Origin of the sequence: Flavobacterium nitratireducens (genome assembly GCF_029625335.1) — a bacterium.
Taxonomy (GTDB): Bacteria; Bacteroidota; Bacteroidia; order Flavobacteriales; family Flavobacteriaceae; genus Flavobacterium; species Flavobacterium nitratireducens.
On the sequence record NZ_CP121111.1, the window covers coordinates 836,865 to 860,955 of the forward strand.

The following is a 24,091-nucleotide window of genomic DNA, read 5'->3' on the forward strand; positions in this document are numbered from 1 at the left end:
GGTAAAAAATTAAAAAGCGCACTATACTTGACTTTACAGTCTGTATGTGCGCTTTTGTTTTCTGCCTAAAAGGCTTCTTGTGATCGCAGAAGGATTCGAACCTTCGACCGCCTGCTTAGAAGGCAGGTGCTCTATCCAGCTGAGCTATGCGACCATTTTTTTTAAAACTTATGGTGAAGTTTTCGTCGGGGTGGCAGGATTCGAACCTGCGGCCTCCTGCTCCCAAAGCAGGCGCGATAACCGGGCTACGCTACACCCCGAGTAGCAAATTATAAGCGGAGAGACAGGGACTCGAACCCTGGCGACGGTTACCCGTCGACAGATTAGCAATCTGCTCCATTACCACTCTGGCACCTCTCCAAGCTCAAAGAACGTGTCTCGTTTTGCGGTTGCAAATGTAACACATCATCCCATTACTCACAACTATTTTTGTGCTTTTTTTCAATATTTTTTTCGAATTTTTTAAAAAACTCTAACAATCAACCAGATACAAAATAATATTTTAAAACATTTTTTTCGAAAACAGAATCAAGAACTGAAAATACAAATTTTAGGCAAAAAAGACTAAATTTGCTTCAACAATACATTCAAATCAAATTAAGAGCATGAACAAAAAAGTAGTAATAGTAGCCGCTGCAAGAACCCCTATTGGGAGTTTCATGGGTGGATTAGCCAATGTAACAGCACCTCAACTGGGTGCCACTGCCATCAAAGGCGCAATGGATAAAATAAAGCTAGATCCTACTCTGGTAGACGAAGTATTGATGGGCAATGTGATTCAGGCAGGTGTAGGTCAAGCACCAGCACGTCAGGCTGCTCTATTTGCCGGTTTACAAAACACAGTACCTTGTACTACGATTAATAAAGTTTGTGCTTCTGGAATGAAAGCAGTTATGCTGGGTGCTCAAGCCATCCAATCGGGCGATGCTCAGGTAGTAATTGCTGGAGGAATGGAAAATATGAGTTTAATTCCACATTATACCCATTTGCGTAGCGGAACAAAATTTGGCCCTACTACCCTAGTTGACGGAATGCAAAGGGATGGTTTAGTCGATGCCTACGACAATCAAGCTATGGGTGTCTACGCCGATCTTTGTGCTAAAGAATACAATATTAGCCGTGAAGAACAAGATCAATTTGCAATTGAATCTTATCGCCGTTCGGCTCAGGCTTGGGAATCAGGTAAGTTTGATACCGAAGTCGTTCCTGTAGAGGTGCCACAACGCCGTGGCGAACCAATTGTAATTTCAAAAGACGAAGAATATACGAATGTTAAGTTAGATAAAATTCCTTCATTGAATGCTGTTTTCACAAAAGACGGAACGGTTACTGCTGCTAATGCTTCTACAATCAATGATGGAGCAGCAGCCTTAATCCTTATGAGTGAAGAAAAAGCAGCCGAACTACATCTTAAACCTTTGGCTTATATAAAATCCTATGCTGATGCGGCTCAAGAACCAAAGTGGTTTACTACGAGTCCTGCTAAAGCCTTACCAAAAGCCTTAGACAAAGCAGGTATTAGCCTTGATGCTGTTGATTTTTTCGAATTCAACGAAGCCTTTTCGGTGGTAGGTTTAGCCAATATCAAAATCCTAGGTTTGGATAGCAATAAAGTAAACATCAACGGAGGTGCTGTATCTTTAGGACATCCTCTGGGTTGTTCTGGTGCCAGAATTCTGGTTACTTTGCTTAATGTTTTGGAGCAAAATAATGCCAAAATAGGAGCTGCTGCTATCTGTAATGGTGGTGGAGGCGCTTCAGCGATTGTTATTGAAAGAATCTAAAAAAGGAATTAATGTTCGGAATCTGTAATTTAGCCATAATCCCACTTCGATTTGAACCTAGTGACAAAAGCGAAATTGTTTCTCAGGTGCTATTTGGTGAACACTTTAAAATACTAGAAAAACGCAATCAATGGTCTCGTATTAAATTACAATACGACGACTACGAAGGATGGGTAGATTCGAAACAATATCAATTGATTTCAGAAACAAATTACGAACAATTAACTAAAGAAACGATTATCTTAAATGCTGATTTAATCGAATACATTACAGCTCCTAACAATTTATTGATTCCCATTCCGCTAGGAGCTTCACTATCGTTTTTAAACAATAACGAAATCAACACTCAAAACTACGAATTTGAAGGCAATCGTGTCAACGGCATAAAAGACAAGAAACACCTCATCAATACCGCATATATGTACCTAAATGCTCCTTATTTATGGGGCGGAAAAACACCTTTTGGGATTGACTGCTCTGGATTTACCCAAATGGTGTACAAATTAAACGGATACAAATTACTAAGAGATGCTTCCCAACAAGCTACTCAAGGTGAAGCCTTGAGCTTTATTGAAGAAAGCGAACCAGGAGATTTGGCTTTCTTTGATAATGAGGAAGGAAATATCATTCACGTGGGAATAATTATGGAAAATAATTATATCATCCATGCCAGTGGAAAAGTTCGTATTGACCGAATTGACCATTTAGGTATTTTTAATAATGAAACGAACAGACATACACATAAATTGAGAGTGATTAAGAAGATTGTTTAAATATTTTCTTTTTTGCTTGATCAAAAAAGAAACAAAAAAATCAAGTCTGCACTTCCTCGTCGGTCAAATTAGTTTTCGAATACTAAAAGAAAAGAACTCGTCCCGAAGTGTCGGGACTCAAACAGCTTTTCTTTTTGCGTATTCTTCAAACATTTGACACTCGACTGCGGAAGTTAAGGACAAAAACAGAGCAAACAATAACGAATTATTCTAACATTCGTTACTTACAATCCCATTTTTCATTAGATAATTTATCCTTTAAACCCGATTTCAAATTGTAATGCCACCATTCGGAATCGAAAGAATTAAATCCATTTTCAAGCATTACTCTTTTCAATAAGTAACGATTATCTTTTACTTTTTGTGACAAATCTTCATAGTTATGTCCTGCCTCGGGGCCAAAAAAATCGAAAGAAGTACCCATTTTTAGCTCTTTTCCGGATTTTTTTACCAAAGTAATATCAACCGCTCCTCCTCTATTGTGTATGGAACCTTTAGCGGGATCGGCAACATATTCAGGATTAGAAACTATTGCCCACATTCTTTTTTGAATATCAAGAGGTCGGTAGCAATCATACAATTTAATTCGTAAACCCTCTTTCATAAAAGCTTCGTTTGCCTTAATCAAAGCCTTAACCGTTTTGTAACGCAAATAACATTCGGCACAATCGTATACTTTGGCTTTAAGGAAATTATCTTCGGTAGCATATTTCATATCGTAGACAAAATCAGAACTATACACTTTTAAGTTAACAAAAGTAGTATCACTAACCTCACTTCTATCCTGATTACTTTTTAAAACGGGAATTTGGGATTGACAAGAAAAGAATACGAATAAAAAGAAAAATGCGGTTATTATTCTATACGTTGAAATCATTTTTTTAAATTTTAAGAGGAATGGGATACCAACAAATATAAGAAACAGACTTAAAATAAGACTAATTATTATACTCCTGTCATTTTAAAATAGTATTCGATGAAAAATCCAACTCGGAATTCGTTAAAAAAAACTTTTTCTATGGTTTTACTTTCAACGATTAAATTTAAAAATGTACTTTTATTTTTTTATTACCCAAATACATTAAAAACATTCTCCATTAAAACTAAAAAACAACTTAAAAATGATTGTAGATTCATTACACAATGCTGCTAAATACTATAGTTTACATCCTGCTTTTGAAAAAGCATTTCAATTTTTAAAAGAAAACGACTTAGCTAATTTAGCCGATGGCGTTACACAATACACAGATGATTTAAAAATTATAGTCAACTCTGGAAATGGAAATTCAAAAGAACAAAGTTTAGCTTTTTTTGAATGTCACGAAAAAAACATCGATATCCAAGTTTGCGTAGCCGGTCCAGAAACCTATGCTTGGAAACCTTTAGAAAAATGTGAAAACCCCAATGGCGCTTATAGCGACGAAAAAGACGTTCGTTTTTTCTTCGATCAACCGGATATGTTTTTTGAATTGTTGCCAGGACAATTTACCATCCTTTTCCCAACTGATGTGCACGCAGCCATGATTAGTAACGGAAAGATTAAAAAAATTATCATTAAGGTAAAAATCTAAAAAAATAAAAATAATTACAGCAAAACTACTTTTCGGAGTAGTTTTTGTTGTTTTAAGAAGCTTTAGAGTAGACTTTTATTCCAAAAAATAATTATTACATTTGAAATTATTGCAAAAAATCATACAACAATGCTACATATAAGAACTGTATTTATTATTGCTTTCTTTTGTTTTTTTCAACTTAGTCAGGCACAAAAACCACAAAAACCCAATGCTGTTGAAATTTACAATCAAATTCAGAAATTAAATTTCTTAGGAAGCGTTCTTTATATCGCTGCTCATCCCGATGACGAAAATACGCGTTTGATTTCCTATTTTTCGAATGAAATAAAAGCCCGAACAGCCTATCTTTCCTTGACACGTGGCGATGGTGGTCAAAACTTAATAGGCCCGGAACTCCGTGAATTATTAGGAATGATTCGTACACAAGAATTACTTGAAGCGCGAAAAATTGATGGTGGCGAACAATTTTTTAGTCGCGCTAATGATTTTGGTTTTTCAAAAAATCCAGATGAAACTTTTGAAATTTGGGATAAGGAAAAAGTCTTAGCCGACGTTATTTGGACCATACGCAAATTCCAGCCTGATGTAATTATCAATCGTTTTGACCATCGTTCGCCAGGAACTACACACGGACATCATACTGCATCGGCCTTATTAAGTGTGGAAGCTTTTGGACTTTCTAATAATCCTGAACGATTTCCTGAACAATTGCAATTTTACAGTATTTGGCAACCTAAACGCGTATTCTTTAATCCGTCTATTTGGTTTTATGGCAGTCAGGAAAAATTTGATGCCGCCGACAAAACCAATTTTATTAGTCTAGAAACAGGGGTTTACTATCCTAATTTAGGAGTTTCAAATCAAGAAATTGCCGCTTTGAGTCGAAGTGCTCACAAATCACAAGGTTTTGGTAGTACAGGAAGTCGTGGTAAAGACATGGAATACCTCGAATTTATAAATGGTGAACCTATAAAAGACAAAACCAATATTTTTGAAGGAATTGACACAAGCTGGAATCGTGTCGAAGGTGGAAAATCCATTGGAAAACTAATTAATTCGATTCAAGAACGCTTTGATTTTTCTAACCCATCGGCTTCAATACCCGCATTGCTTAAGGCTTACCAAATGATTGATGCATTAGAGGAAAAACATTGGAAACCTATAAAATTAAACGAAATAAAAAATACCATCGCTGCATGTGCTGGATTGTATCTGGAAGCAGTAGCTACTGAAAATCAAACAACTCCAGGTACAGCGCTAAAAATCAAAATTGAAGCAGTGAATCGCAGTAGTATTCCAATGGAGTTACAAAGCATCAAAAATATTTCCAATAATAACAGCACTCCTATTACTACCATTTTAGCAAACAACGCTACTCAAAATCTGTCGGTTACTATTGAATTACCAAATGATATGCCCTATACACAACCTAATTGGTTAAAAGAAAAACCAAGCACGGGAATGTATCAGGTGTCAGAGCAAAAAAACATTGGTGTAGCCGATATTATTAGAGATGCTAAGCTAGAATTTGAACTTGTAATTAACGGAATTACAATGACTTTTGAGCGTCCTATTGTTTACAAATTTAATGATAATGTAAAAGGGGAAATGTATAATTATCTAGATGTAGTTCCAGAAGTAAGCTCCCGAATTATCGATCAGATTTCATTTTTCAATGATGGAAATACCAAAAAAATGGCTGTTATAGTCAAAGCTGGTAAAGACAACATCAAAGGAGAAGTACGTTTAGAACTCAATCCAGACTGGAGTGTTTTTCCTGATCATATCCCTTTTAGCTTGGATAAAAAAGATAGCGAAAAAACGGTTTTTTTTGAAGTAACACCTCCCAAAGAAGCTTCGGAAACCAATGTAAAAAGTGTGGTTAGCTTAAATGAAAAAAAATATGATAAAGAACAAGTAATTATCAATTATGAACATATTAGCAAACAACATGTGTTAGTTCCCGCTGAGGCCAAATTTAAAAAACTGGATCTAAAAATTACCAATGAAAAAATTGGTTATATCATGGGAGCAGGTGACAATGTACCCGAGTGTTTGAGCCAAATGGGGTATAAAGTAAGTATCATTACTCCAGAGGAAATCAATTCGCGCTATTTAAATAATTTTGATGTGATTATTACCGGAATACGCGCCTATAATACCTTGCCACTATTAAAAACAAAGCAACATTTGCTTTTAGAGTTTGTTAAAAGAGGTAAAACATTAATCGTACAATACAATACTCCAGATAAAAATATTCCAGCGAATATCGCACCTTACCCTTTAAAAATTTCGAATGATAGAGTAACCGATGAAAATTCGGCAGTTGAATTTTTAGCACCAAATCATCCCGTATTAAATTATCCTAACCCTATAACTGCTAAGGATTTTAAAGGCTGGACACAAGAACAAGGTTTGTATTATCCTAACGAATTTGATGCTGCCTTTACTCCTATTATTGCCTCAAACGACAAAGGAGAAACTCCCAAAAAAGGAGCCCTATTAGTAGCTAATTATGGAAAAGGAAACTATATTTATACAGGACTAAGTTTATTTAGAGAATTACCCGAAGGCGTATCTGGCGCTTATCGATTAATTGCGAATATGATAGCCCTAAAATCCGTTGAAACAACCGAAACTCAACCTTAAAACAATATTGTAATGAATTCAGAAAATCCAGAAAAAGAAAAAAAGTGGAAAACAGATTACACCTTGGTACTGGTTACTAATATTGCCTATGTGTTGTTTTTTTATTTAATAATGAAATTATACTCTTAACTCATGCAATTATTTGATTGGATTGTACTTATTATTACGTTGCTTTTCATCGTAATTTATGGAGCCCTAAAAACTAGAGGCAGTAAAAATGTCGAAGACTTTATTTTAGGAAACAACGAAACACCTTGGTATGTTGTAGGACTTTCGGTAATGGCCACACAAGCGAGTGCCATTACATTCTTATCCACACCGGGTCAAGCCTATCATGACGGAATGGGATTTGTTCAGTTTTATTTTGGATTACCTATAGCAATGATTGTTATTTGTATCACCTTTATTCCTATTTATCATAAATACAAAGTTTTTACCGCTTATGAATACCTTGAGAAACGTTTTGATATAAAAACACGTTCCTTAGCAGCTATTCTTTTCTTGTTACAAAGAGGTCTTGGAACAGGACTTACTATTTATGCACCTGCTATTATTTTATCGGCATTATTAGGATGGAATTTAACCTATATGAACATCATCATAGGGATTCTAGTTATCATTTACACCGTTTCAGGTGGAACAAAAGCAGTAAACGTGACTCAAAAACAACAGATGTTTGTAATCATGTCAGGAATGTTTATCACTTTTTTTCTCATTCTCCGCTTTTTACCTAATGATATGACTTTCAGCAATGCACTTCATATTGCTGGAGCAAATGGCAAAATGAATATTGTTGATTTTTCTACTGATCCCGAAGAAAAATATACTTTTTGGAGTGGAATTACGGGAGGTTTTTTCTTAGCCTTAGCCTATTTTGGTACCGATCAATCTCAGGTAGGTCGTTATTTGTCGGGAAAATCAGTTCGCGAAAGCCAAATGGGATTAATCATGAATGGTTTGCTAAAAGTACCTATGCAGTTCTTTATTTTATTGACTGGAGTTATGGTATTTGTTTTTTTCCAATTCAATCCGGTACCATTAAATTTTAATCCAAATAACAAAGCGATTATTGAAAAATCGGCATTTAAAGAAGAATATCACAATTTAGAAAAACAATTAGAAACCCTTTCTGAAGACAAAAAAGTAATTAATCTTTTGTATATCGACCAATTAAATCAGGATTATGACAATCCTATTTTACGAAAAGAATTAGTCGCTATTTCGAGCAAAGAAAAAGATTTGAGAGATCGTGCTAAAGAGATTATTCATAAAGTAGATAAAGGAAGTGAAACCAATGATAAAGATTATGTTTTTTTCCATTTTATTCTGCATTATTTACCTAAAGGATTAATTGGTTTACTTTTGGCTGTAATAATCTCTGCTGCCATGTCATCGACTGCCTCTGGCCTCAACGCACTAGCATCGACAACGGCAATAGATATTTACAAAAGAAATTTAAAAGAAACCAAAACCGAAAAGCATTATTTGAATGCTACTAAATTCTTCACCTTCTTTTGGGGAGTTATAGCTATTCTTTTTGCCTGTGTGGGCACGTTATTTGAAAATCTAATCCAATTAGTAAATATCGTAGGTTCTATCTTTTACGGAACGGTTCTAGGGATATTTTTGGTTGGTTTCTATTTTAAATTTGTAAAAGCCAAAGCGATTTTCTACAGTGCTTTTATTACCCAATTAACCATTTTTATCATCTATTATTTTGCCATTTTTATCTATCCAAGTGGTGAAGAAAAATTGGGGTATTTATGGCTCAATTTTATTGGGGCAATGATGACAATAGTATTTTCATCCATTTTGCAAACCACTGTATTTAATGAACAAAATACTGAAGAGTAAAAAAAATCCCATCTCGTTTTATAAAACTAAGATGGGATTTAACTTTAAAATAATTTCCGATTGAGTGTAGTTTAGAACAAGATCTTATACCATTTCTACTGCTCTCAATATGGTAAAAAGGAATAAAAGCTTATCTACTCCACTCGTCGATACTCGCTTTGTTCATCTCAACATATTCTTTATTACCCGCAGCCTCTGCGGCCGAAATAGACCATTTAGCGGTTTCTATAGCCCCTTTTTTATCTCCTTGCTTAGCTTGGATTAACGATTTCAATCGTAAATAATAAAATGGAACTGATTTAGACAACTCAACTGCTTTGTCTATGTATTCTCTTCCTTTAACGATATCACTATTGGATTGATAGAAATATTGAGCTGCAGTGTAGTATTCTTCAGGAGTGGGACCTGCCAATGTTTTTTCGATACTAGCAATTGCAATTTTTTTTGTTGGTACTTCAAATTTTAAAGACACATACGAATTCTCCCAAGCAATATCTAAAGTAGCCGAACTTGTCTCTAAATTATTAATTGCAATAGTAAAAGTTTCAACGGGTTTGCTCAAAGTTTGATCTTGAACTGTCGCTTTTAAAGCCACTTTTGACTCATCATATTCTTTTGGCGTTCCCCAATTATCAATAGCGGTATAGAAAATTATATCCCAACTTTGCACATTAGGAACCGAAAACAAAGCATATTTCCCTTTCTTCAAAGTCTTTCCATTAATGACTACATCATCGCCAAAAGTAATTATGGTGTTTTCATTAGCACCTGTACGCCATAATTGTCCAAAAGGAACTAAATTCCCCAATACAGATCGTCCTCTAGCTGATGGTCTGGAATACACAATTTCTACATCGGTTAATCCTACAACTTGTTTGATAACCGCTTTTGGACTCATTTCTGGAATTCTAACCTGAGCTTTACTACTCAATTGAAAAACCACAAGTACTAAAACAAACAATACTCTCTTCATAATTCTGCTTTTATTAATCTTTAAAATTACATTTTCTAGTTAGTAACTGCTGTTAATTTTTGCATAATTTACAATCTATTTCTTTAATGATGGAATAGTTTAATTCATCAAAATGATTTACAACGATATCTGCTTTGGATAAATCCTGATCTTTAGAATGTTCACTGTTGTATCCAATACACAAAATCCCTGCCGCTTTGGCTGCAATAATTCCATTTGTACTATCCTCAATAACAATACAATTTTCTTTTGGAGCTATCGATAAACTAGCCGCATGTTCAAAAATCGCAGGATGTGGTTTAGAATTTGGAAAATCTTCACCACTAACTTTATGCGTAAAATATTCATGTAATTTAAAACGATTAAATATGCGTTCTATTGTTACTTTAGAAGCTGAAGATGCTAAAATTAACTGCACCGAATTTTGATGCAAATCTTCAATCAAATTGCGAACTCCAGCCAATAATTCTAAATCTTCTTTCGTATCAAAAGCATCATTAAAAATGCTTCGTTTTCTTAGAATCAAATCTTCAACATCCTGTTCTAACTGAAAAATATCTTTTAGTTTTTGGAAAATATTTCGAGTTGAATTTCCTGTAAAAGATGTATACAATTCTTCACTAACTTCAATGTTTAATTCTTTGAATTGTTTGTAATAAGCATAACGGTGTACTGGTTCGGTATCGACAATTACACCATCCATGTCGAAAATTACAGTTTGTATCATTTTTTTATATTTTGTTTTTATTTGTTTAAGGTTTAAAGTTCAAGGTTATACGCCTAACTCCTGACTTCTAACTTCTAACTTACTTTAAAAGATCACGAATAACCGTTTCAGCAGCGTGTAAACCAAACAAGGCTGGCATATAGCTATTGGTTCCGTAAAAAGATTTTTTGAAATTAGTCCCATCAGTCATTTTTACACTTGTTTCATCTGGTTTTTCCATAGAGAAAACCGCTTTTACTCCTTTTTTTACGCCCATTTTTCTCAAACGCTTACGTACCACTTTAGCTAAGGGACAAACATCCGTTTTGCTGATATCTTTTACAGTCACTTTACCAGCTTGCATTTTTCCACCCGCTCCCATGTTAGTGATAATTTTTACTTTCTTTTTCTTGCAGCCAACAATCAAATTCAATTTAGGAGTAATACTATCGATACAATCCAAAACATAATCCATATCTTCTGAAACCAATTCGAAAGCACGCTCTGGCGAAAGAAATTCTTTTACACGTGTTAAATTCAATTCAGGATTTATATCCATCAAACGATCTCCTACAATAGTTACTTTTGGTTCACCCACTGTAGAATGCAAAGCAGGCAATTGACGGTTAATATTTGTAATATCCACTACATCCCCGTCTACAATAATCATATTTCCCACACCTGCACGGGCTAAAAATTCGGCAGCAAAAGAGCCTACACCACCCAATCCTACCACCATGACTTTTGCATTTTGTAATTTCTCTAATCCTTCTTTTTTAAATAAAAGCTCCGCTCTTTCGGTCCACTGTGCCATAATTAAAACGTATAAATGTTTATTTGGTTATTTAGTATTTCTAAAAACAGAATCAACATTTTTAGTAATTATTTGTTGTAATTCTGTTATTGTTATTTTTTTATATTTTGCCGCTAAGGCATACACCTCCTCAATGCCTTCTTCTACCATATCTGTTTCTAAGAAAAAGCGATCCTCTGGGACACTTAGAAAAACAGCTTCTAACTCAGGATTTCGCAATAAATTTTTCCCAAAAGAAAGGTAAAATCCATTATCCAATAATTGCTTAGCTAATTGTTCTTTTTTGGCAAAACCATGAATAATAACCGCTGTAGATATTCCTAGTCGTTTTTTCATTTCCATCAATTCCTGAAAAGCCAGAACACAATGAATTACAACAGGTTTTTGGTATTTTTCGGCAATCAATAATTGTCTTTCTAAGACGTTTAATTGAATATCAAAAGACGTTTCACTACGTTTGTCCAATCCGCATTCTCCAACTGCTAAACAAGCTGGTGAAGCCGCTTTTTCTTCTAGAATTTGAAAATCACTTTCTAATCTATTTTCATCAATAAATAAAGGATGGATTCCAATTGAATAGTTAGTCAAATTAGCATCAAACTCTTGTGGGTATTGATTAACTAATTCTAAAATATCAGCATTATTAGTATATTGATGCGTATGTAAATTAAAGTACTTCATTAATCATTAAATTTTTTAACACCGGCACGAATGGCTACTTTTAAGTCATTTTCCATTGGCACCTTTGGACATGAATAATGATGACTATAAGCACAATACGGATTGTATGAAGTATTAAAGTCAATCACAATCGTATTGCCTTTAGGGATTTTTACATCGATATATTTTCCTCCTATGTAACTTTCTTTTCCTGATGTTTTATCAAAAAAAGGTAAAAACAAATCGTATTTGTACTTAGGGTCTTTAATTAAATCTAAACTTTGATACAAATTCAATTGGCACTTTTGTCCGTCGATTTCGAAATGAGCTTCTCCATATTTTACATAAAAAGGTTGTCTTGCGGTAGAAGTAGCCATTTTGAATGGTTTTTCATTGGGAGTCCTTACAAATTTAGCCACAACAAAATACTTAGCACTAATAGGATAAAAATCCAAACCTTTAAAATTTGCCAAATCATTTGGCTCTAACGGACTTGTTTTGGGGTCGGCATATTCTTTATTTAATGTTTTCTGGTATTTTTTAGCAGCAGCTAAATCAAATTTTTCTTGGCTAAAGCCAAAAAAGCTTTGCAATAAAATAGTAAATAATAGAATATACCTCATCTTCAATTTTTTATGCAAAAATAGCTTAAAAGTTAGAAAGCCGCAAAGGCTAAACAGATATTATTAAAACAGATTTTCGTTTTTAAAACTAAAACTTTAGTTAAATAACTATAAAAATAGTTGTTTAACTAAAAATATAGTTATATATTTGTATTCAAATAAAGTAACTATGGAAAAGCTAACGAACAAAGAAGAAGAAATCATGCAAATTTTATGGAAGTTGGAAAAGGCTTTTGTAAAAGAAGTAATGGCTGAAATCACAGATGAAAAGCCTCACTACAACACGCTTTCTACTATTATTCGCAATCTGGAAGAAAAAGGATACGTATCGTATAATGCCTTTGGGAAAACCCATCAATACTTCCCTATTGTAAAAATGGAAGATTACAGAAAGAAATTCATAAAAACAGCCATTGATACCTATTTCGATAGTTCCTACAAAAATATGGTTAGCTTTTTTGCTAAAGAAGAAAAAATATCAGCTGATGAATTACGCGAAATTTTAGCAATGATTGAAAAAAAGAATGATTATGGAAAATGTATTCCTTTACCTCATCAAAGCTAGTGGTTTAATTACTGTATTTTATCTGGCTTACATTTTACTGCTTAGAAAAGAAACTTTCTTTACTGGAAATCGATGGTTTTTACTTTTAGGGTTATTTACATCTGCCATTTTACCCTTATTTTTTATTACCAAAATCATTTGGGTCGAACCAACAACAAATTCGTTTGACTGGTCCAATATTCCAATAACAACAGTTGAAAATAATCCAGAACCCGAAATTAATTGGTCTTTAATTGCTATTGTTATTTACTTTTTAGGAAGTATAGTATTATTTACAAAACTACTTTTTGATTTTTATAGCTTATCCAAAGTGTTTAAGGGAAAAGTCAACATACCACAAGGAAAATTCAAATTGATTGACGTGACCGAAAACATTGCTCCTTTCTCCTTTTTTAAATCTATTGTGTATAATTCAACTTTGTATACTCCAACCGAATTAGAAAATATATTGGAACATGAAAAAGTACACAGCAGCCAGAACCACAGCATTGATGTACTCCTTTCAAGATTGTTTTGTATTGCTTTTTGGTTCAATCCATTGATTTGGTTGTACAAAAAAGCAATAATCCAAAACCTGGAATTCATTGCCGATAACGAAGCTGCAAAAAACACTTTTGATAAAAAAGCCTACCAGTTAACCCTGTTGAAAATTACCACACAGGAAAATTGTGTGGCCATTACCAATCATTTCTATCAATCCTTAATCAAAAAAAGAATTATTATGATGAACAAAAACCAATCTAAAAAATGGAATTCCTGGAAGTACATTACAGTATTTCCGGCACTTGTAGCCTTTGTGCTTTTATTTCAAATTGAAGTTGTTGCACAGGAGAAAGAAACTCCAAAACAAGAGAATAAAACAAAATCAGAATCTATTGATTTAAAATCATTTAAAATTGAAAAGGATTTAAAATCCTTAGCTAAAGGCAAAGAAATCATCATCAACGGAAAAAAATCAACTCAAGAAGAACTAGATCAATTAAAACCCTATGAAATTGAAAAGATAGATGTTTCAACTATTTCAGGTAAAAAAACAATTCTTGTAACTACAAAAAACACAAACAACAAAAACAGCACTGACAAAATTATTGTAAAAGCTACTGAAAATACTACTCTTGCTCAATTAGATGATAACAAAAAGATTCGTTCGATATTAAAACAAGATTTAGAAAACGAACCTCTCATTATTCTTAATGGTTACAAAACCCCTCCAGGTTTTAAAATTGAAGATATCCCTACAGACCAAATTGCAAAAATAGATGTATTAAAAGGAATTCATGCAATTACAAAATATGGCAAAAAAGGAGAAAATGATGTTATTGAAATCACAACAAAAGAAAAAAACACTAAAAAAGAATTTGAATTATCTAATGATAATAAAGTCATAGGATATAAAACAATTCCAGATCAGGAAATTAGCGGGTGGAAAAATAAAGCAACAGATACTCTAGATGTAAAAAAAATTATTACCACTCCTGATACTGACATCGATAAAGCCCTAATTTTTATAGATGGTAAAAAAACAAAAAAATCGATAAAGGATTTAAATATGAAAAATATTGAGAGTATAGAAGTATTAAAAGGGAAAAATGCTATAGATAAATACGGCAACAAAGGAAAAAATGGTGTTATAGAAATTAAAACTAAATAATTAAAAATTGAAAAAGACGGTTCTTCAACAAGACCGTCTTTTTTATATCTTTGAGAAAAAGCACTTATGTTTAAAATCTTAGCCAAAATCAACAAACTGTGTTTGCCTAGTTTCACCAAACAAGGACTTGATTTAGCTAAAGCCAAAAAGTGGCAATTGGCTATTATTGCTTATCGTTATTATGTTACTATTCGAGCAGTAGATCAATAAGTCAAAGCAGCAAAAATGTCATAGCCGTTTAACTTTTGTCTTCCATTTAGAAACGTTAGTTCCATCAGGAAATTCAATTGAACAATTTCGCCACCCAACTTTTCTACTAATTCACAAACCGCCTTTGCTGTTCCACCTGTTGCTAATACATCATCATGAATTAAAACCTTATCCCCTTTTTGAATGGCATCCTTATGAATTTCTAAAGTGTCTGTTCCGTATTCTAAGTCATAAGAAGCCGAAATGGTTTCATAAGGCAATTTATTCGGTTTGCGTACTGGTACAAATCCCGCTTTTAATTCATGAGCCAACAACATTCCGAATAAAAATCCGCGACTTTCAGCTCCAACTACCTTATTTATTTGTTGTCCTTTTAAGGATTTCACCAATATCCTAACACATTCTTGGGTAGCTTCGGCATTATTTAATAATGGTGTTATATCTTTAAACAAAATTCCTTCTTTTGGAAAACCTTGAATATCACGAATATAGTTTTCTAACTTCATTTTTTTTAGTATTAATTGAATTTTATGCTTGCAAGTTACACATTTATCCCTATATTTGCACCCGCAATCACGCTTTACAAAGCTACTGCAAAAGGCCTCGTGGCGCAACTGAATAGCGCATCTGATTACGGCTCAGAAGGTTACAGGTTTGAATCCTGTCGAGGTCACAACATAAGACAAAGAATGAGTCTTCAAAGACAAGAAAACCTCGGGATTACCGAGGTTTTTTTATGTTTAAAAATTCCCTAATATTGCCATTTAATACCATTTCTATTACCCCTATTGTTACCCCCTTTGTAATATTACTTCTAATTTATAGTTTTAAAAAAATTGTTTCTGGAAAGATATTTATTGTAAATAGGTTCGATTCCCTCAATAAATTGTTTATTTTTCATCCATACCAAAACATCAACCTCTAATTTAAACTCTTCCGTTTTACTAAAAACATTTTTTATTTTTAACGCAATTGTTCTAGGAACACCACTTGTAATTAACCTAATCACTATTTTGTCCTGTGTTCCAAGTTCAAGATGTATAGGCAATGCTAATGTTAATTTATATAACTCTCTTTCTTCTTCATTCAATATTTCTTCTAATATGTCACTGGACGTGCTAACTTAGCCATCACATAAAGTTAAGAAATAATCTTAATTTTAACCTATGAAACAAGTCCGCATAATTTATGACAAAGCTTTTAAAGAAAAAGCCGTTCAATTGAGTTATGAGAGAACAAATGTATCAGAACTCGCCAGAGAGTTGGGAATCACAGCACCACAGTTGTATAAATGGCGTAAAGAGTTCGAGGAATTTGGAGAAGGAAGTTTTCCTGGGAAAGGAAATTTAAAACTCACTCCCGAGCAAGAAAAAATTCACGAACTAAAGAAAAGACTCAAAGATGCCGAGTTAGAACGTGATATATTAAAAAAAGCAATCGGCATTTTTTCCAAGAGCGGTCGATGATTTATAGTTTCATAAAAAGCAATGAACAACTATTCCCGATCGAAAAAATGTGCAAAGTTCTAAAAGTGAGCAGCGGAAGTTATTACCGATGGAAAAAACAAGCAGTCACAGCAAGACAACAACTAAAAATTGCCATAAAAGAACAGATAACATTGATTTATTTTGGAGCCAAACAAAGATATGGAAGTCCTAGAATAACATTGGAACTGCAGTATTTAGGTTATAAAGTTTCACGAATTACAGTTGCAAAATATATGAAAGAACTTGGCTTACGAAGCAAATTAAGCAAGAAGTTCAAAGTTACAACCAACTCAAATCATAATTATTTAGTTGTCGAAAATGTATTAAACAGAGAGTTTATTGTAAAAATGCCTTCAAAAGTTTGGGTTTCGGATATTACATATATCCAAATTAAAGAGGGTTTTGTATACCTGACCACTATTATGGATTTATACGACAGAAAAATTATCGGTTGGAGTTTGAGTGACGGAATGAGTACAGAAGAAACTACGCTTGGAGCTTGGAAAATGGCGGTTAAAAACCGAGATATTGATCAAGGTTTGATTTTTCATTCTGACAGAGGTGTTCAATATGCCAGTAAAAAGTTTGTAAATGTTCTTGATTCCTATAAAAAAATAACCCGCAGTATGAGTCGTAAAGGAAATTGCTGGGATAATGCTGTGGCGGAAAGCTTCTTCAAATCTTTGAAAACGGAATTAATTTAGGGGAACAAACTGATTTCTAAAGAACAGATGAAACTGGAAATCTTTGAATATATTGAAATTTGGTACAACAGAAAAAGGAGACATTCCACTTTGAATTATGCAACAATTGAAGAATTTAACAATCAAATAAATTACAAAAATGTAGCTTAACTAAATGTGCAGTTTTTGTTTGCATATCCATTTAAACATATTTACTGTTTTTGGTTGGTTAACAGTTAACTAAAATACTACTTTTAAATTTAGTGCAAACATTCAAAATAAACTATTATAGAGATTTACCTCTTAAATAAAAAAAACTCCAGATTGCTCTGGAGTTTAGTATAATCGAAAATAGAAAAAAATCTATTTAATCATTTCAATTTTTTGTACTTCTTCTTCATTGATACTATCAAAGAATCCTTGTTCATTCATCCAGTCGTCACTGAATACTTTACTCATATAACGTGAACCATGATCTGGGAAAATGGCAATCACATTACTGTTTTCATCAAACTCACCTTCTTCTGCATATTGTTTAATTGCTTGTAAAACGGCTCCTGAAGTATAACCTACAAACAAACCTTCTTTTCTTGTAATTTCTCTCGCCGAGTGTGCACTTTCTTCATCTGTAACTTTCATAAACTTGTCGATTACATCAAAATCAGTAGCTGAAGGAATTAAATTTTTACCTAAACCTTCAATGCGGTATGGGTAAATTTCTTTTGCATCAAATTCTCTGGTTTCATGGTATTTTTTCAATACCGACCCGAAAGCATCAACACCTAAAATTTTAATATTAGGATTTTGTTCTTTCAAATATTTAGCAGTCCCTGAGATTGTTCCTCCTGTTCCGCTACAGGCTACAAGATGGGTAATTTTACCATTGGTTTGTTTCCAAATTTCCGGACCAGTAGAGTTGTAATGTGCATCAATATTTAACTCATTAAAATATTGATTAATATAAACAGATCCTTTTGTTTCTTCGTGTAATCTTTTAGCAACACTGTAGTAAGAACGCTCATCATCTGCCGAAACGTGAGCAGGACAAACATATACTTTAGCGCCCATGCTTCGAAGCATGTCTATTTTATCTTTAGATGATTTAGAACTTACGGCTAAAATGCAATTATACCCTTTGATAATACTCACCATGGCCAAACTAAATCCAGTATTACCAGAAGTTGTTTCGATAATGGTGTCCCCAGGAGATAAAATACCTTTTTTTTCTGCTTCTTCAATAATGTATAAAGCGATCCTATCTTTAGAGGAATGTCCCGGATTAAAAGCTTCTACCTTAGCATAGAAATTACCTTCTAAATGTTCGGTGACTTTGTTTATCTTGATAAGAGGTGTATTACCTATCAGTTCTAAAACATTATTATAAGCATTTATTTCTTCTTTCATAAAAAAATAGTTAATCAAGATTAAGTTTTATTTAACCTGGATACGCAGCAAATTTAACAAAAAAACTAATTAGTTTTCAATTTTTTCCAAATCTAGTAAAAAACTAAATTCTTTTGCTAATTCTTTGAGTGCTTCAAACCTTCCTGAAGCCCCTCCATGACCTGCATCCATGTTCGTATCCAAGAACAAAACAGTATCGTCATTTTTAAATGTTCTTAGCTTAGCAACCCATTTTGCTGGTTCCCAATACTGTACTTGTGAATCATGCAAGCCAGTTGAAACATACATATTTGGATAAGCTTGTTTTTTTATATTATCGTAAGGCGAATACGATCTCATGTACTGATAATATTTTTTAACATTTGGATTTCCCCATTCGTCGTATTCTCCAGTTGTCAATGGTATACTTTCGTCAAGCATTGTAGTCATAACATCTACAAATGGCACTTGAGCGATGACTCCATTGTACATCTCTGGTGCTTCGTTGATAATTACCCCCATCAGTAATCCACCTGCCGAACCTCCTTCGGCATATAAATGAGCTGGCGAAGTATAGTTACATTCAATCAAATACTTGGAACAATCAATAAAATCCGTAAATGTATTTTTTTTATGAAGTAATTTTCCATCTTCATACCATTGTCTTCCCAAATCTTCTCCACCACGAATATGCGCTATTGCATAAATAAAACCTCTATCTAACAATGACAAGCGTGTAGAAGAAAAATAAGCATCCATTGAATGTCCATAAGATCCATAAGCATATAGCAACAGTGGATTATTTCCGTTTTTCTCTATTTCTTTGCGGTAAACCATCGAAATAGGCACTTTAGTACCGTCTTTGGCAGTAGCCCAAACACGTTCTTCTATGTAATTATTTTTATCAAAAGTACCACCTAAAACTTCTTGTTCTTTTTTAACCTCCTTTTCTTTGGTACGCATATTAAAATCAATAATCGAAGAAGGCGTTGCCATTGACTGGTAACTGTAACGCAAAATTTCCGTATCAAAATCAACGTTTGTAGAAGTATAAGCCGTATAGGTTTCACTGCCAAAAGGCAAATAATACTCTTCCTTACCATCCCAAGACATTATTCGGATTTTATTTAAGCCTCCTGTTCTTTCTTCAAGTACCAAATAATTGGAAAAAATTTCAATATCTTCTAGCAAAACATCTTCACGATGTCCAATAATTTCTACCCAATTTTCTACAGAAGTAGCCTCCTCAGGGGTTTTCATTAATTTGAAATTTTCAGCCTTATCTTTATTCGTTACTATATAAAAACTGTCTTTATAATGATTGATGCTATATTCTACACCTCTTTTTCGTTTTTGAAAAATCTTGAATTTCCCATCCGGATTATCTGCATTCAAAATACGATATTCAGTAGTCAATGTACTTCCTGATTCGATAGCCAGATATTTACGCGATTTTGATTTGGCAATATCTACGCTAAAAGTGTCGTCTTTTTCAAAATAAACTAAGACATCCTCTTCTTGTTTCGTTCCTAATTTATGTTTAAAAATAGAATCGGAACGCAAAGTAACCTCATCTTGTTTCGAGTAAAAAATAGTTTTATTGTCGTTAGCCCAAACAGCCGAACCGGTAACTTTTTCAATTTTATCTGCTAAAATCTCATTGGTTTCTAAATTCTTGACCTGAATCGTATAAATTCTTCTCCCAATAACATCTGTACTAAAAAGAGCCAACTTATTATCCGGACTAATACTCATAGCTCCTAACTTGAAGTAAGATTGTCCTTCGGCCAAAACATTACAGTCAAAAAGAATTTCTTCGGCTGCTGTAAGACTTCCTTTTTTCGGGAATAAATAGGATAATTTTTTTCCCGTTTCATAGCGGGTAATATAATAATAGCCATTGTACAAATAAGGAACTGATTCGTCCTGTTCCTTGATTCTGGCTTTCATTTCTTCAAATAATTTAGCTTGGAAATCCTTTGTATGAGCAGTCATTTTTTGATAATACTCATTTTCTTGGTTAAGGTATTCAATGACTTCAGGATTTTCGCGGTCATTTAACCAAAAATAATTATCGATTCTAAGATCTCCAAATTTCTCTAATTCGGTAGGTATGATTTTAGCAACAGGCGGTTGTAATTTTTCTATCATTTAGTAATTCTCAACATTTATATAATAGCTGATGCAAAAGTAGGCGAAACAGTAAGTAATACGAACCTCTTTTTCATCAATTTTAACATTGTTATCTTTGTAAAAATACTAATTTCGTAGACTAATTTTAAAAAAAACAAAAATGGATTTAATGGGAATGATGGGTAAATTAAAAGAAACCCAAAACAAAATTGAAGCAACTAAAAAACGTTTAGATACCGTTCTTGTTGACGAACAAAGTACTGACGGACTATTAAAAGTAACAATCACAGCTAACAGAACAATTAAATCGATCTCAATTGCTGATGAATTATTAGAAGATAAAGAGCAACTAGAAGACTATATGATTTTAGTCTTGAACAAAGCCATTGAAAAAGCAACCAAAGTGAATGAAGCCGAACTAGATGCTGTTGCCAAAATGGATATGCCAATGATTCCGGGGATGGACAATTTGTTTAAATAAGAAATTAGAGGTTAGAAATTAGAAGTGCATACTTCCTCATTCTAACCTCTAACCTCTAACCTCTAACCTCTAACTTCAATCTACATTTTCGCCAAAGTCTCTAATACGTAGGTATGCATTACTTCTCGATAATCCAAGTGTGTTACCATACGTAACTTTCGATTTCCGATAGCATTAATAGAGATGTTTTTCTGTTTCAATTTTTCGATAAAAACGGAATCACTATATTCTGGAATCAAGGAAAAAATCAAGATATTCGTTTCCACTGGCTCAACAGCCGCAACCCATTCTTTTTTCTTCAATACATTGGCTAATTCTTTGGCGCGTCTGTGATCCTCTGTTAATAATTTGATGTTATTTTCTAAGGCGTACAATGCTCCAGCTGCTAAATAACCAGATTGTCGCATAGCTCCGCCTAAAACCTTTCTGATTCGCAATGCGCGCTTAATCGTTTCTTTATCCCCTAATAAAACGGAACCAACTGGAGCACCTAATCCTTTTGAAAAACAAACCGAAATGGTATCAAATAATTTTCCGAAATCTTTTGGATTTTGTCTCTTAGCAACCAAAGCATTCCAAATGCGTGCTCCATCTAGATGTAATTTTAAGCCATGCTCATCGCAAACCTCCTTTATCTTTTCCAATTCTTCCATTTCATAACAAGCTCCTCCTCCTAAATTGGTTGTATTCTCCAAACAAACCAATGAAGTTTTTGGGCTATGAAAAAAATCCGGATCATTAATTTCCGCTGAAACTTGCTCCGCAGTAATCATTCCTCTCTTACCTTCTATCAATCGACAAGAAACGCCACTATTAAAGGAAACACCTCCTGCTTCAAAATGAAAAATATGAGCAAATTTATCCGCAATCAACTGATCACTAGGTTGGGTATGTAATTTAATAGCCGTTTGATTCGCCATCGTTCCTGATGGAAAAAACAAGCCGGCTTCCATTCCAAAAATAGCGGCTACCCGGTCTTCAAGTTCATTTACTGTGGGATCTTCCTTGTACACATCGTCACCCACATCGGCATTGAACATATATTGTAACATTTCGTAGGACGGTTTTGTTACAGTATCACTTACTAAATTTATTTGCATTATTATATTTTTTATAAAGACTTAATTGGCTTCAGTCCTACTTATTTTTTACTATTTTTGTGCCACAAAATTACATAATTTATGACAACTACCGAACAAATTAAAGGTATTGTAGAACGCCTTGGTGCGTTGAGGAGGTATCTTTGACGTTGATGCTAAACTTATCGAAATTGCTAACGAAGAAGAGAAAACCTTTGCTCCAGATTTTTGGAACAACGCTAAGGAAGCCGAACTTATTGTAAAGAACCTTCGAAACAAAAAAAATGGATTGAAGACTACGACAAAGCCGTTGCTCTTAACGACGAATTACAGCTAGCTTACGAATTTTACAAAGAAGGCGAACTTTCCGCTGAAGAACTTGACGAACAATACGCGCTTACCGAAAAACATATTGAAAGCATCGAATTCAAAAACATGCTTTCGGATGAAGGAGACAGTTTAAGTGCTGTTTTACAAATTACAGCCGGAGCTGGAGGAACCGAAAGTTGCGACTGGGCTTCGATGTTAATGCGTATGTACATGATGTGGGGCGAAAAATACGGTTTCAAAATCAAAGAACTGAATTATCAGGAAGGTGATGTGGCAGGAATTAAAACCGTGACTCTGGAATTTGAAGGCGATTACTCTTTTGGTTACCTAAAAGGCGAAAATGGGGTACATCGTTTGGTGCGTATTTCTCCTTTTGATAGTAATGCCAAACGACACACTTCTTTTGCTTCCGTTTATGTTTATCCTTTGGTGGATGATAGTATCGAAATTGACATTAACCCTGCTGATATCGAAATTACTACTTCCCGTTCCAGTGGTGCCGGAGGACAAAACGTAAATAAGGTAGAGACCAAAGTACAATTGTACCACAAACCAACAGGAATCCAGATTCAGTGTTCGGAAACCCGTTCGCAACAGGACAACAGACAACGTGCGATGCAAATGCTTCGTTCGCAGTTGTACGAAATCGAATTGAAAAAGAAACAAGCGCAACGTGCCGATATCGAAGCCGGAAAAATGAAAATCGAATGGGGTTCTCAAATCCGAAATTACGTGATGCAACCTTATAAATTAGTCAAAGACGTTCGCACCGGTTATGAAACCAGCAATGTCGACAGCGTGATGAATGGCGAAATTGACGAATTCCTAAAAGCCTATCTGATGATGATGGGACAGAAGGAAGAAGAGTAGTTTTTAGTGATCAGTGATCAGAAAGCAGATTTTAGAAAGCAGAAGGCAGATTGAAGATTTCAGAAATCTGCCTTCTGTTTTCTATTTTCTCTTCTCTTTTTTTCTAACGTCTCACCCATAACTCACAACACACAATTCATAACTTCTAACCTCTAACCTCTAACTTAAAAAAATGCCCGAGTATTTCTTCGACCAACATTACAACAACATCCTCTACGGTCAGGAAAGTCTCAACCTAAAAGAATTTGAATCCTGTACGTTTACAAATTGCAATTTTTCTGAATGCAATTTTATAGGCGTTATTTTTATTCATTGCGAGTTCAACAACTGTATTTTTGACAATGCAAAAATCAATCATACGGCTTTTAGAACCGTACATTTTAACCATTGCCAAATCAAGGAAGTCAATTTTGCTATGAGTGACAAACTCATTTTCGAAATGCACTTTAATCACTGCGTATTAGATTTTTATAAATTTTACGCCTTAAAACTCAAAGGCATTACTTTTAATAATTCCAGCCTAATTGCGGTCGATTTTATGGCTACCAACTTAACTGGAGCCCAATTCTACAACTGCGATTTGTACCGCTCCGAATTTGAAAAAGCCATTGCCAACAAAGTCGATTTTAGCAGCAGCTACAACTACACCATCGACCCTACCAAAACGCAATTGAAAAAAGCAAAATTCGCTCTCGAAGGATTAAAAGGTCTGCTTTATAAGCACGGAATTATTGTGGAGTAAATTGTTTTTCTGGAGCATTACTTCTTCGTTTCCATAACAACTTCCCTCCTGCTCTCACCTTTTTCTC

At 34.0% G+C, this 24,091-nt stretch carries 21 protein-coding genes, 4 tRNA genes and 3 pseudogenes; 14 read left to right on the top strand and 14 right to left on the bottom strand.

Annotated features, from left to right (window positions below):
• Positions 1-80 precede the first annotated feature (80 nt).
• The 3 genes from P5P90_RS03980 to P5P90_RS03990 form a co-directional block, all read right to left on the bottom strand.
• Positions 81-154 (bottom strand) — tRNA-Arg (locus tag P5P90_RS03980).
• 31 nt (positions 155-185) lie between these two features.
• Positions 186-260: transfer RNA gene (locus P5P90_RS03985), tRNA-Pro, on the bottom strand.
• A 16-nt stretch (positions 261-276) separates the two neighbouring features.
• Positions 277-360 (bottom strand) — tRNA-Ser (locus P5P90_RS03990).
• A 245-nt stretch (positions 361-605) separates the two neighbouring features.
• Here P5P90_RS03990 and P5P90_RS03995 point away from each other — a divergent pair.
• Both P5P90_RS03995 and P5P90_RS04000 read left to right on the top strand, forming a co-directional pair.
• Positions 606-1,784 (top strand): acetyl-CoA C-acyltransferase, encoded by a 1,179-nt coding sequence (locus tag P5P90_RS03995; protein WP_278035923.1) that lies wholly within the window; start codon positions 606-608, stop codon positions 1,782-1,784.
• A gap of 11 nt (positions 1,785-1,795) precedes the next feature.
• Positions 1,796-2,557: a C40 family peptidase gene (locus P5P90_RS04000; protein ID WP_278035924.1), complete on the top strand. Its 762-nt coding sequence runs from the start codon at positions 1,796-1,798 to the stop codon at positions 2,555-2,557.
• 220 nt (positions 2,558-2,777) lie between these two features.
• Here P5P90_RS04000 and P5P90_RS04005 read toward each other — a convergent pair whose 3' ends face one another.
• The gene (locus P5P90_RS04005) at positions 2,778-3,434 is read right to left on the bottom strand and encodes a M15 family metallopeptidase (RefSeq protein WP_278035925.1); all 657 of its coding nucleotides are present in this window, start codon (positions 3,432-3,434) and stop codon (positions 2,778-2,780) included.
• A 244-nt stretch (positions 3,435-3,678) separates the two neighbouring features.
• On the opposite strand from P5P90_RS04005, the gene P5P90_RS04010 reads away from it, so the two are divergent.
• The 3 genes from P5P90_RS04010 to P5P90_RS04020 all read left to right on the top strand — a co-directional run bounded on the left by P5P90_RS04010 (position 3,679) and on the right by P5P90_RS04020 (position 8,634).
• Positions 3,679-4,128 carry a NanQ anomerase/TabA/YiaL family protein gene (locus tag P5P90_RS04010; protein ID WP_278035926.1) on the top strand — a complete coding sequence of 150 codons (450 nt, stop codon included), beginning with the start codon at positions 3,679-3,681 and terminating at the stop codon, positions 4,126-4,128.
• Between the two features lie 129 nt (positions 4,129-4,257).
• Entirely contained in the window at positions 4,258-6,780 is a 2,523-nt protein-coding gene (locus P5P90_RS04015; RefSeq protein WP_278035927.1) for a PIG-L family deacetylase, read from the top strand.
• A 132-nt stretch (positions 6,781-6,912) separates the two neighbouring features.
• Positions 6,913-8,634, top strand: a complete 1,722-nt coding sequence (locus P5P90_RS04020) for a sodium:solute symporter family protein (protein ID WP_278035928.1) — start codon at positions 6,913-6,915, stop codon at positions 8,632-8,634.
• Between the two features lie 130 nt (positions 8,635-8,764).
• Here the strand turns inward: P5P90_RS04020 and P5P90_RS04025 are convergent, their stop codons facing one another.
• From P5P90_RS04025 to P5P90_RS04045, 5 genes are all read right to left on the bottom strand, one after another.
• A complete protein-coding gene (locus P5P90_RS04025; protein ID WP_278035929.1) occupies positions 8,765-9,607 on the bottom strand; it encodes a DUF2911 domain-containing protein in 843 nt (280 codons plus the stop codon).
• A gap of 52 nt (positions 9,608-9,659) precedes the next feature.
• Positions 9,660-10,334 carry an HAD family hydrolase gene (locus P5P90_RS04030; protein WP_278035930.1) on the bottom strand — a complete coding sequence of 225 codons (675 nt, stop codon included), beginning with the start codon at positions 10,332-10,334 and terminating at the stop codon, positions 9,660-9,662.
• 79 nt (positions 10,335-10,413) lie between these two features.
• On the bottom strand, positions 10,414-11,127 hold the full coding sequence (locus tag P5P90_RS04035) for a tRNA threonylcarbamoyladenosine dehydratase (RefSeq protein ID WP_278035931.1): 714 nt from the start codon (positions 11,125-11,127) through the stop codon (positions 10,414-10,416).
• A 27-nt stretch (positions 11,128-11,154) separates the two neighbouring features.
• Entirely contained in the window at positions 11,155-11,808 is a 654-nt protein-coding gene (locus P5P90_RS04040) for a TatD family hydrolase (RefSeq protein ID WP_278035932.1), read from the bottom strand.
• Positions 11,808-12,410 (bottom strand): DUF1684 domain-containing protein, encoded by a 603-nt coding sequence (locus tag P5P90_RS04045; RefSeq protein WP_278035933.1) that lies wholly within the window; start codon positions 12,408-12,410, stop codon positions 11,808-11,810. Before P5P90_RS04045 ends, P5P90_RS04040 begins: the two co-directional genes overlap by 1 nt.
• A 169-nt stretch (positions 12,411-12,579) precedes the next feature.
• On the opposite strand from P5P90_RS04045, the gene P5P90_RS04050 reads away from it, so the two are divergent.
• The 3 genes from P5P90_RS04050 (at position 12,580) to P5P90_RS04060 (ending at position 14,836) form a co-directional block, all read left to right on the top strand.
• A complete protein-coding gene (locus P5P90_RS04050) occupies positions 12,580-12,975 on the top strand; it encodes a BlaI/MecI/CopY family transcriptional regulator (RefSeq protein ID WP_278035934.1) in 396 nt (131 codons plus the stop codon).
• A complete protein-coding gene (locus P5P90_RS04055) occupies positions 12,941-14,626 on the top strand; it encodes a M56 family metallopeptidase (protein ID WP_278035935.1) in 1,686 nt (561 codons plus the stop codon). The genes P5P90_RS04050 and P5P90_RS04055 overlap by 35 nt, the downstream gene beginning before the upstream one ends.
• A 66-nt stretch (positions 14,627-14,692) precedes the next feature.
• On the top strand, positions 14,693-14,836 hold the full coding sequence (locus P5P90_RS04060) for an SsrA-binding protein (RefSeq protein ID WP_278035936.1): 144 nt from the start codon (positions 14,693-14,695) through the stop codon (positions 14,834-14,836).
• Here P5P90_RS04060 and P5P90_RS04065 read toward each other — a convergent pair.
• Positions 14,830-15,342 carry an adenine phosphoribosyltransferase gene (locus tag P5P90_RS04065; RefSeq protein ID WP_278035937.1) on the bottom strand — a complete coding sequence of 171 codons (513 nt, stop codon included), beginning with the start codon at positions 15,340-15,342 and terminating at the stop codon, positions 14,830-14,832. The genes P5P90_RS04060 and P5P90_RS04065 overlap by 7 nt on opposite strands.
• A gap of 93 nt (positions 15,343-15,435) precedes the next feature.
• Here P5P90_RS04065 and P5P90_RS04070 point away from each other — a divergent pair.
• Positions 15,436-15,509, top strand: a tRNA-Arg gene (locus P5P90_RS04070).
• 141 nt (positions 15,510-15,650) lie between these two features.
• Here the strand turns inward: P5P90_RS04070 and P5P90_RS04075 are convergent.
• Positions 15,651-15,926: a hypothetical protein gene (locus P5P90_RS04075; protein WP_278035938.1), complete on the bottom strand. Its 276-nt coding sequence runs from the start codon at positions 15,924-15,926 to the stop codon at positions 15,651-15,653.
• 76 nt (positions 15,927-16,002) lie between these two features.
• Between P5P90_RS04075 and P5P90_RS04080 the strand changes: the two are divergent.
• A pseudogene (locus P5P90_RS04080) lies at positions 16,003-17,177 on the top strand (IS3 family transposase).
• 192 nt (positions 17,178-17,369) lie between these two features.
• Here the strand turns inward: P5P90_RS04080 and capA are convergent.
• Positions 17,370-18,410, bottom strand: coding sequence for a cysteate synthase (gene capA, locus P5P90_RS04085; RefSeq protein ID WP_278035939.1), 1,041 nt, complete (start codon positions 18,408-18,410; stop codon positions 17,370-17,372).
• Between the two features lie 69 nt (positions 18,411-18,479).
• A complete protein-coding gene (locus P5P90_RS04090; protein ID WP_278035940.1) occupies positions 18,480-20,540 on the bottom strand; it encodes a S9 family peptidase in 2,061 nt (686 codons plus the stop codon).
• A 142-nt stretch (positions 20,541-20,682) separates the two neighbouring features.
• Here P5P90_RS04090 and P5P90_RS04095 point away from each other — a divergent pair, with 142 nt between their 5' ends.
• Positions 20,683-21,003: a YbaB/EbfC family nucleoid-associated protein gene (locus tag P5P90_RS04095; RefSeq protein ID WP_278035941.1), complete on the top strand. Its 321-nt coding sequence runs from the start codon at positions 20,683-20,685 to the stop codon at positions 21,001-21,003.
• A gap of 80 nt (positions 21,004-21,083) precedes the next feature.
• On the opposite strand, the gene P5P90_RS04100 is transcribed toward P5P90_RS04095, so the two are convergent.
• Complete coding sequence (locus P5P90_RS04100; protein ID WP_278035942.1) at positions 21,084-22,103, bottom strand: threonine aldolase family protein; 1,020 nt, start codon at positions 22,101-22,103, stop codon at positions 21,084-21,086.
• A gap of 81 nt (positions 22,104-22,184) precedes the next feature.
• Here P5P90_RS04100 and prfB (P5P90_RS14300) point away from each other — a divergent pair.
• From prfB (P5P90_RS14300) to P5P90_RS04110, 3 genes and pseudogenes are all read left to right on the top strand, one after another.
• Positions 22,185-22,333 (top strand): annotated as a pseudogene (gene prfB, locus P5P90_RS14300) (peptide chain release factor 2); the annotation flags it as partial.
• Positions 22,334-22,346: 13 nt separating this feature from the next.
• A pseudogene (gene prfB / locus P5P90_RS04105) lies at positions 22,347-23,282 on the top strand (peptide chain release factor 2); the annotation flags it as partial.
• Between the two features lie 172 nt (positions 23,283-23,454).
• Positions 23,455-24,024 (top strand): pentapeptide repeat-containing protein, encoded by a 570-nt coding sequence (locus tag P5P90_RS04110; RefSeq protein ID WP_278035943.1) that lies wholly within the window; start codon positions 23,455-23,457, stop codon positions 24,022-24,024.
• The last annotated feature ends 67 nt before the right edge of the window (positions 24,025-24,091 follow it).

What these genes read in the sequence shown, in the direction of transcription:
- P5P90_RS03995 (WP_278035923.1), top strand. Translation starts at nt 606, where the DNA reads ATGAACAAAAAAGTAGTAATAGTAGCCGCTGCAAGAACCCCTATTGGG.
- P5P90_RS04000 (WP_278035924.1), top strand. Translation starts at nt 1,796, where the DNA reads ATGTTCGGAATCTGTAATTTAGCCATAATCCCACTTCGATTTGAACCT.
- P5P90_RS04005 (WP_278035925.1), bottom strand. Translation starts at nt 3,434, where the DNA reads ATGATTTCAACGTATAGAATAATAACCGCATTTTTCTTTTTATTCGTA.
- P5P90_RS04010 (WP_278035926.1), top strand. Translation starts at nt 3,679, where the DNA reads ATGATTGTAGATTCATTACACAATGCTGCTAAATACTATAGTTTACAT.
- P5P90_RS04015 (WP_278035927.1), top strand. Translation starts at nt 4,258, where the DNA reads ATGCTACATATAAGAACTGTATTTATTATTGCTTTCTTTTGTTTTTTT.
- P5P90_RS04020 (WP_278035928.1), top strand. Translation starts at nt 6,913, where the DNA reads ATGCAATTATTTGATTGGATTGTACTTATTATTACGTTGCTTTTCATC.
- P5P90_RS04025 (WP_278035929.1), bottom strand. Translation starts at nt 9,607, where the DNA reads ATGAAGAGAGTATTGTTTGTTTTAGTACTTGTGGTTTTTCAATTGAGT.
- P5P90_RS04030 (WP_278035930.1), bottom strand. Translation starts at nt 10,334, where the DNA reads ATGATACAAACTGTAATTTTCGACATGGATGGTGTAATTGTCGATACC.
- P5P90_RS04035 (WP_278035931.1), bottom strand. Translation starts at nt 11,127, where the DNA reads ATGGCACAGTGGACCGAAAGAGCGGAGCTTTTATTTAAAAAAGAAGGA.
- P5P90_RS04040 (WP_278035932.1), bottom strand. Translation starts at nt 11,808, where the DNA reads ATGAAGTACTTTAATTTACATACGCATCAATATACTAATAATGCTGAT.
- P5P90_RS04045 (WP_278035933.1), bottom strand. Translation starts at nt 12,410, where the DNA reads ATGAGGTATATTCTATTATTTACTATTTTATTGCAAAGCTTTTTTGGC.
- P5P90_RS04050 (WP_278035934.1), top strand. Translation starts at nt 12,580, where the DNA reads ATGGAAAAGCTAACGAACAAAGAAGAAGAAATCATGCAAATTTTATGG.
- P5P90_RS04055 (WP_278035935.1), top strand. Translation starts at nt 12,941, where the DNA reads ATGGAAAATGTATTCCTTTACCTCATCAAAGCTAGTGGTTTAATTACT.
- P5P90_RS04060 (WP_278035936.1), top strand. Translation starts at nt 14,693, where the DNA reads ATGTTTAAAATCTTAGCCAAAATCAACAAACTGTGTTTGCCTAGTTTC.
- P5P90_RS04065 (WP_278035937.1), bottom strand. Translation starts at nt 15,342, where the DNA reads ATGAAGTTAGAAAACTATATTCGTGATATTCAAGGTTTTCCAAAAGAA.
- capA (WP_278035939.1), bottom strand. Translation starts at nt 18,410, where the DNA reads ATGAAAGAAGAAATAAATGCTTATAATAATGTTTTAGAACTGATAGGT.
- P5P90_RS04090 (WP_278035940.1), bottom strand. Translation starts at nt 20,540, where the DNA reads ATGATAGAAAAATTACAACCGCCTGTTGCTAAAATCATACCTACCGAA.
- P5P90_RS04095 (WP_278035941.1), top strand. Translation starts at nt 20,683, where the DNA reads ATGGATTTAATGGGAATGATGGGTAAATTAAAAGAAACCCAAAACAAA.
- P5P90_RS04100 (WP_278035942.1), bottom strand. Translation starts at nt 22,103, where the DNA reads ATGCAAATAAATTTAGTAAGTGATACTGTAACAAAACCGTCCTACGAA.
- P5P90_RS04110 (WP_278035943.1), top strand. Translation starts at nt 23,455, where the DNA reads ATGCCCGAGTATTTCTTCGACCAACATTACAACAACATCCTCTACGGT.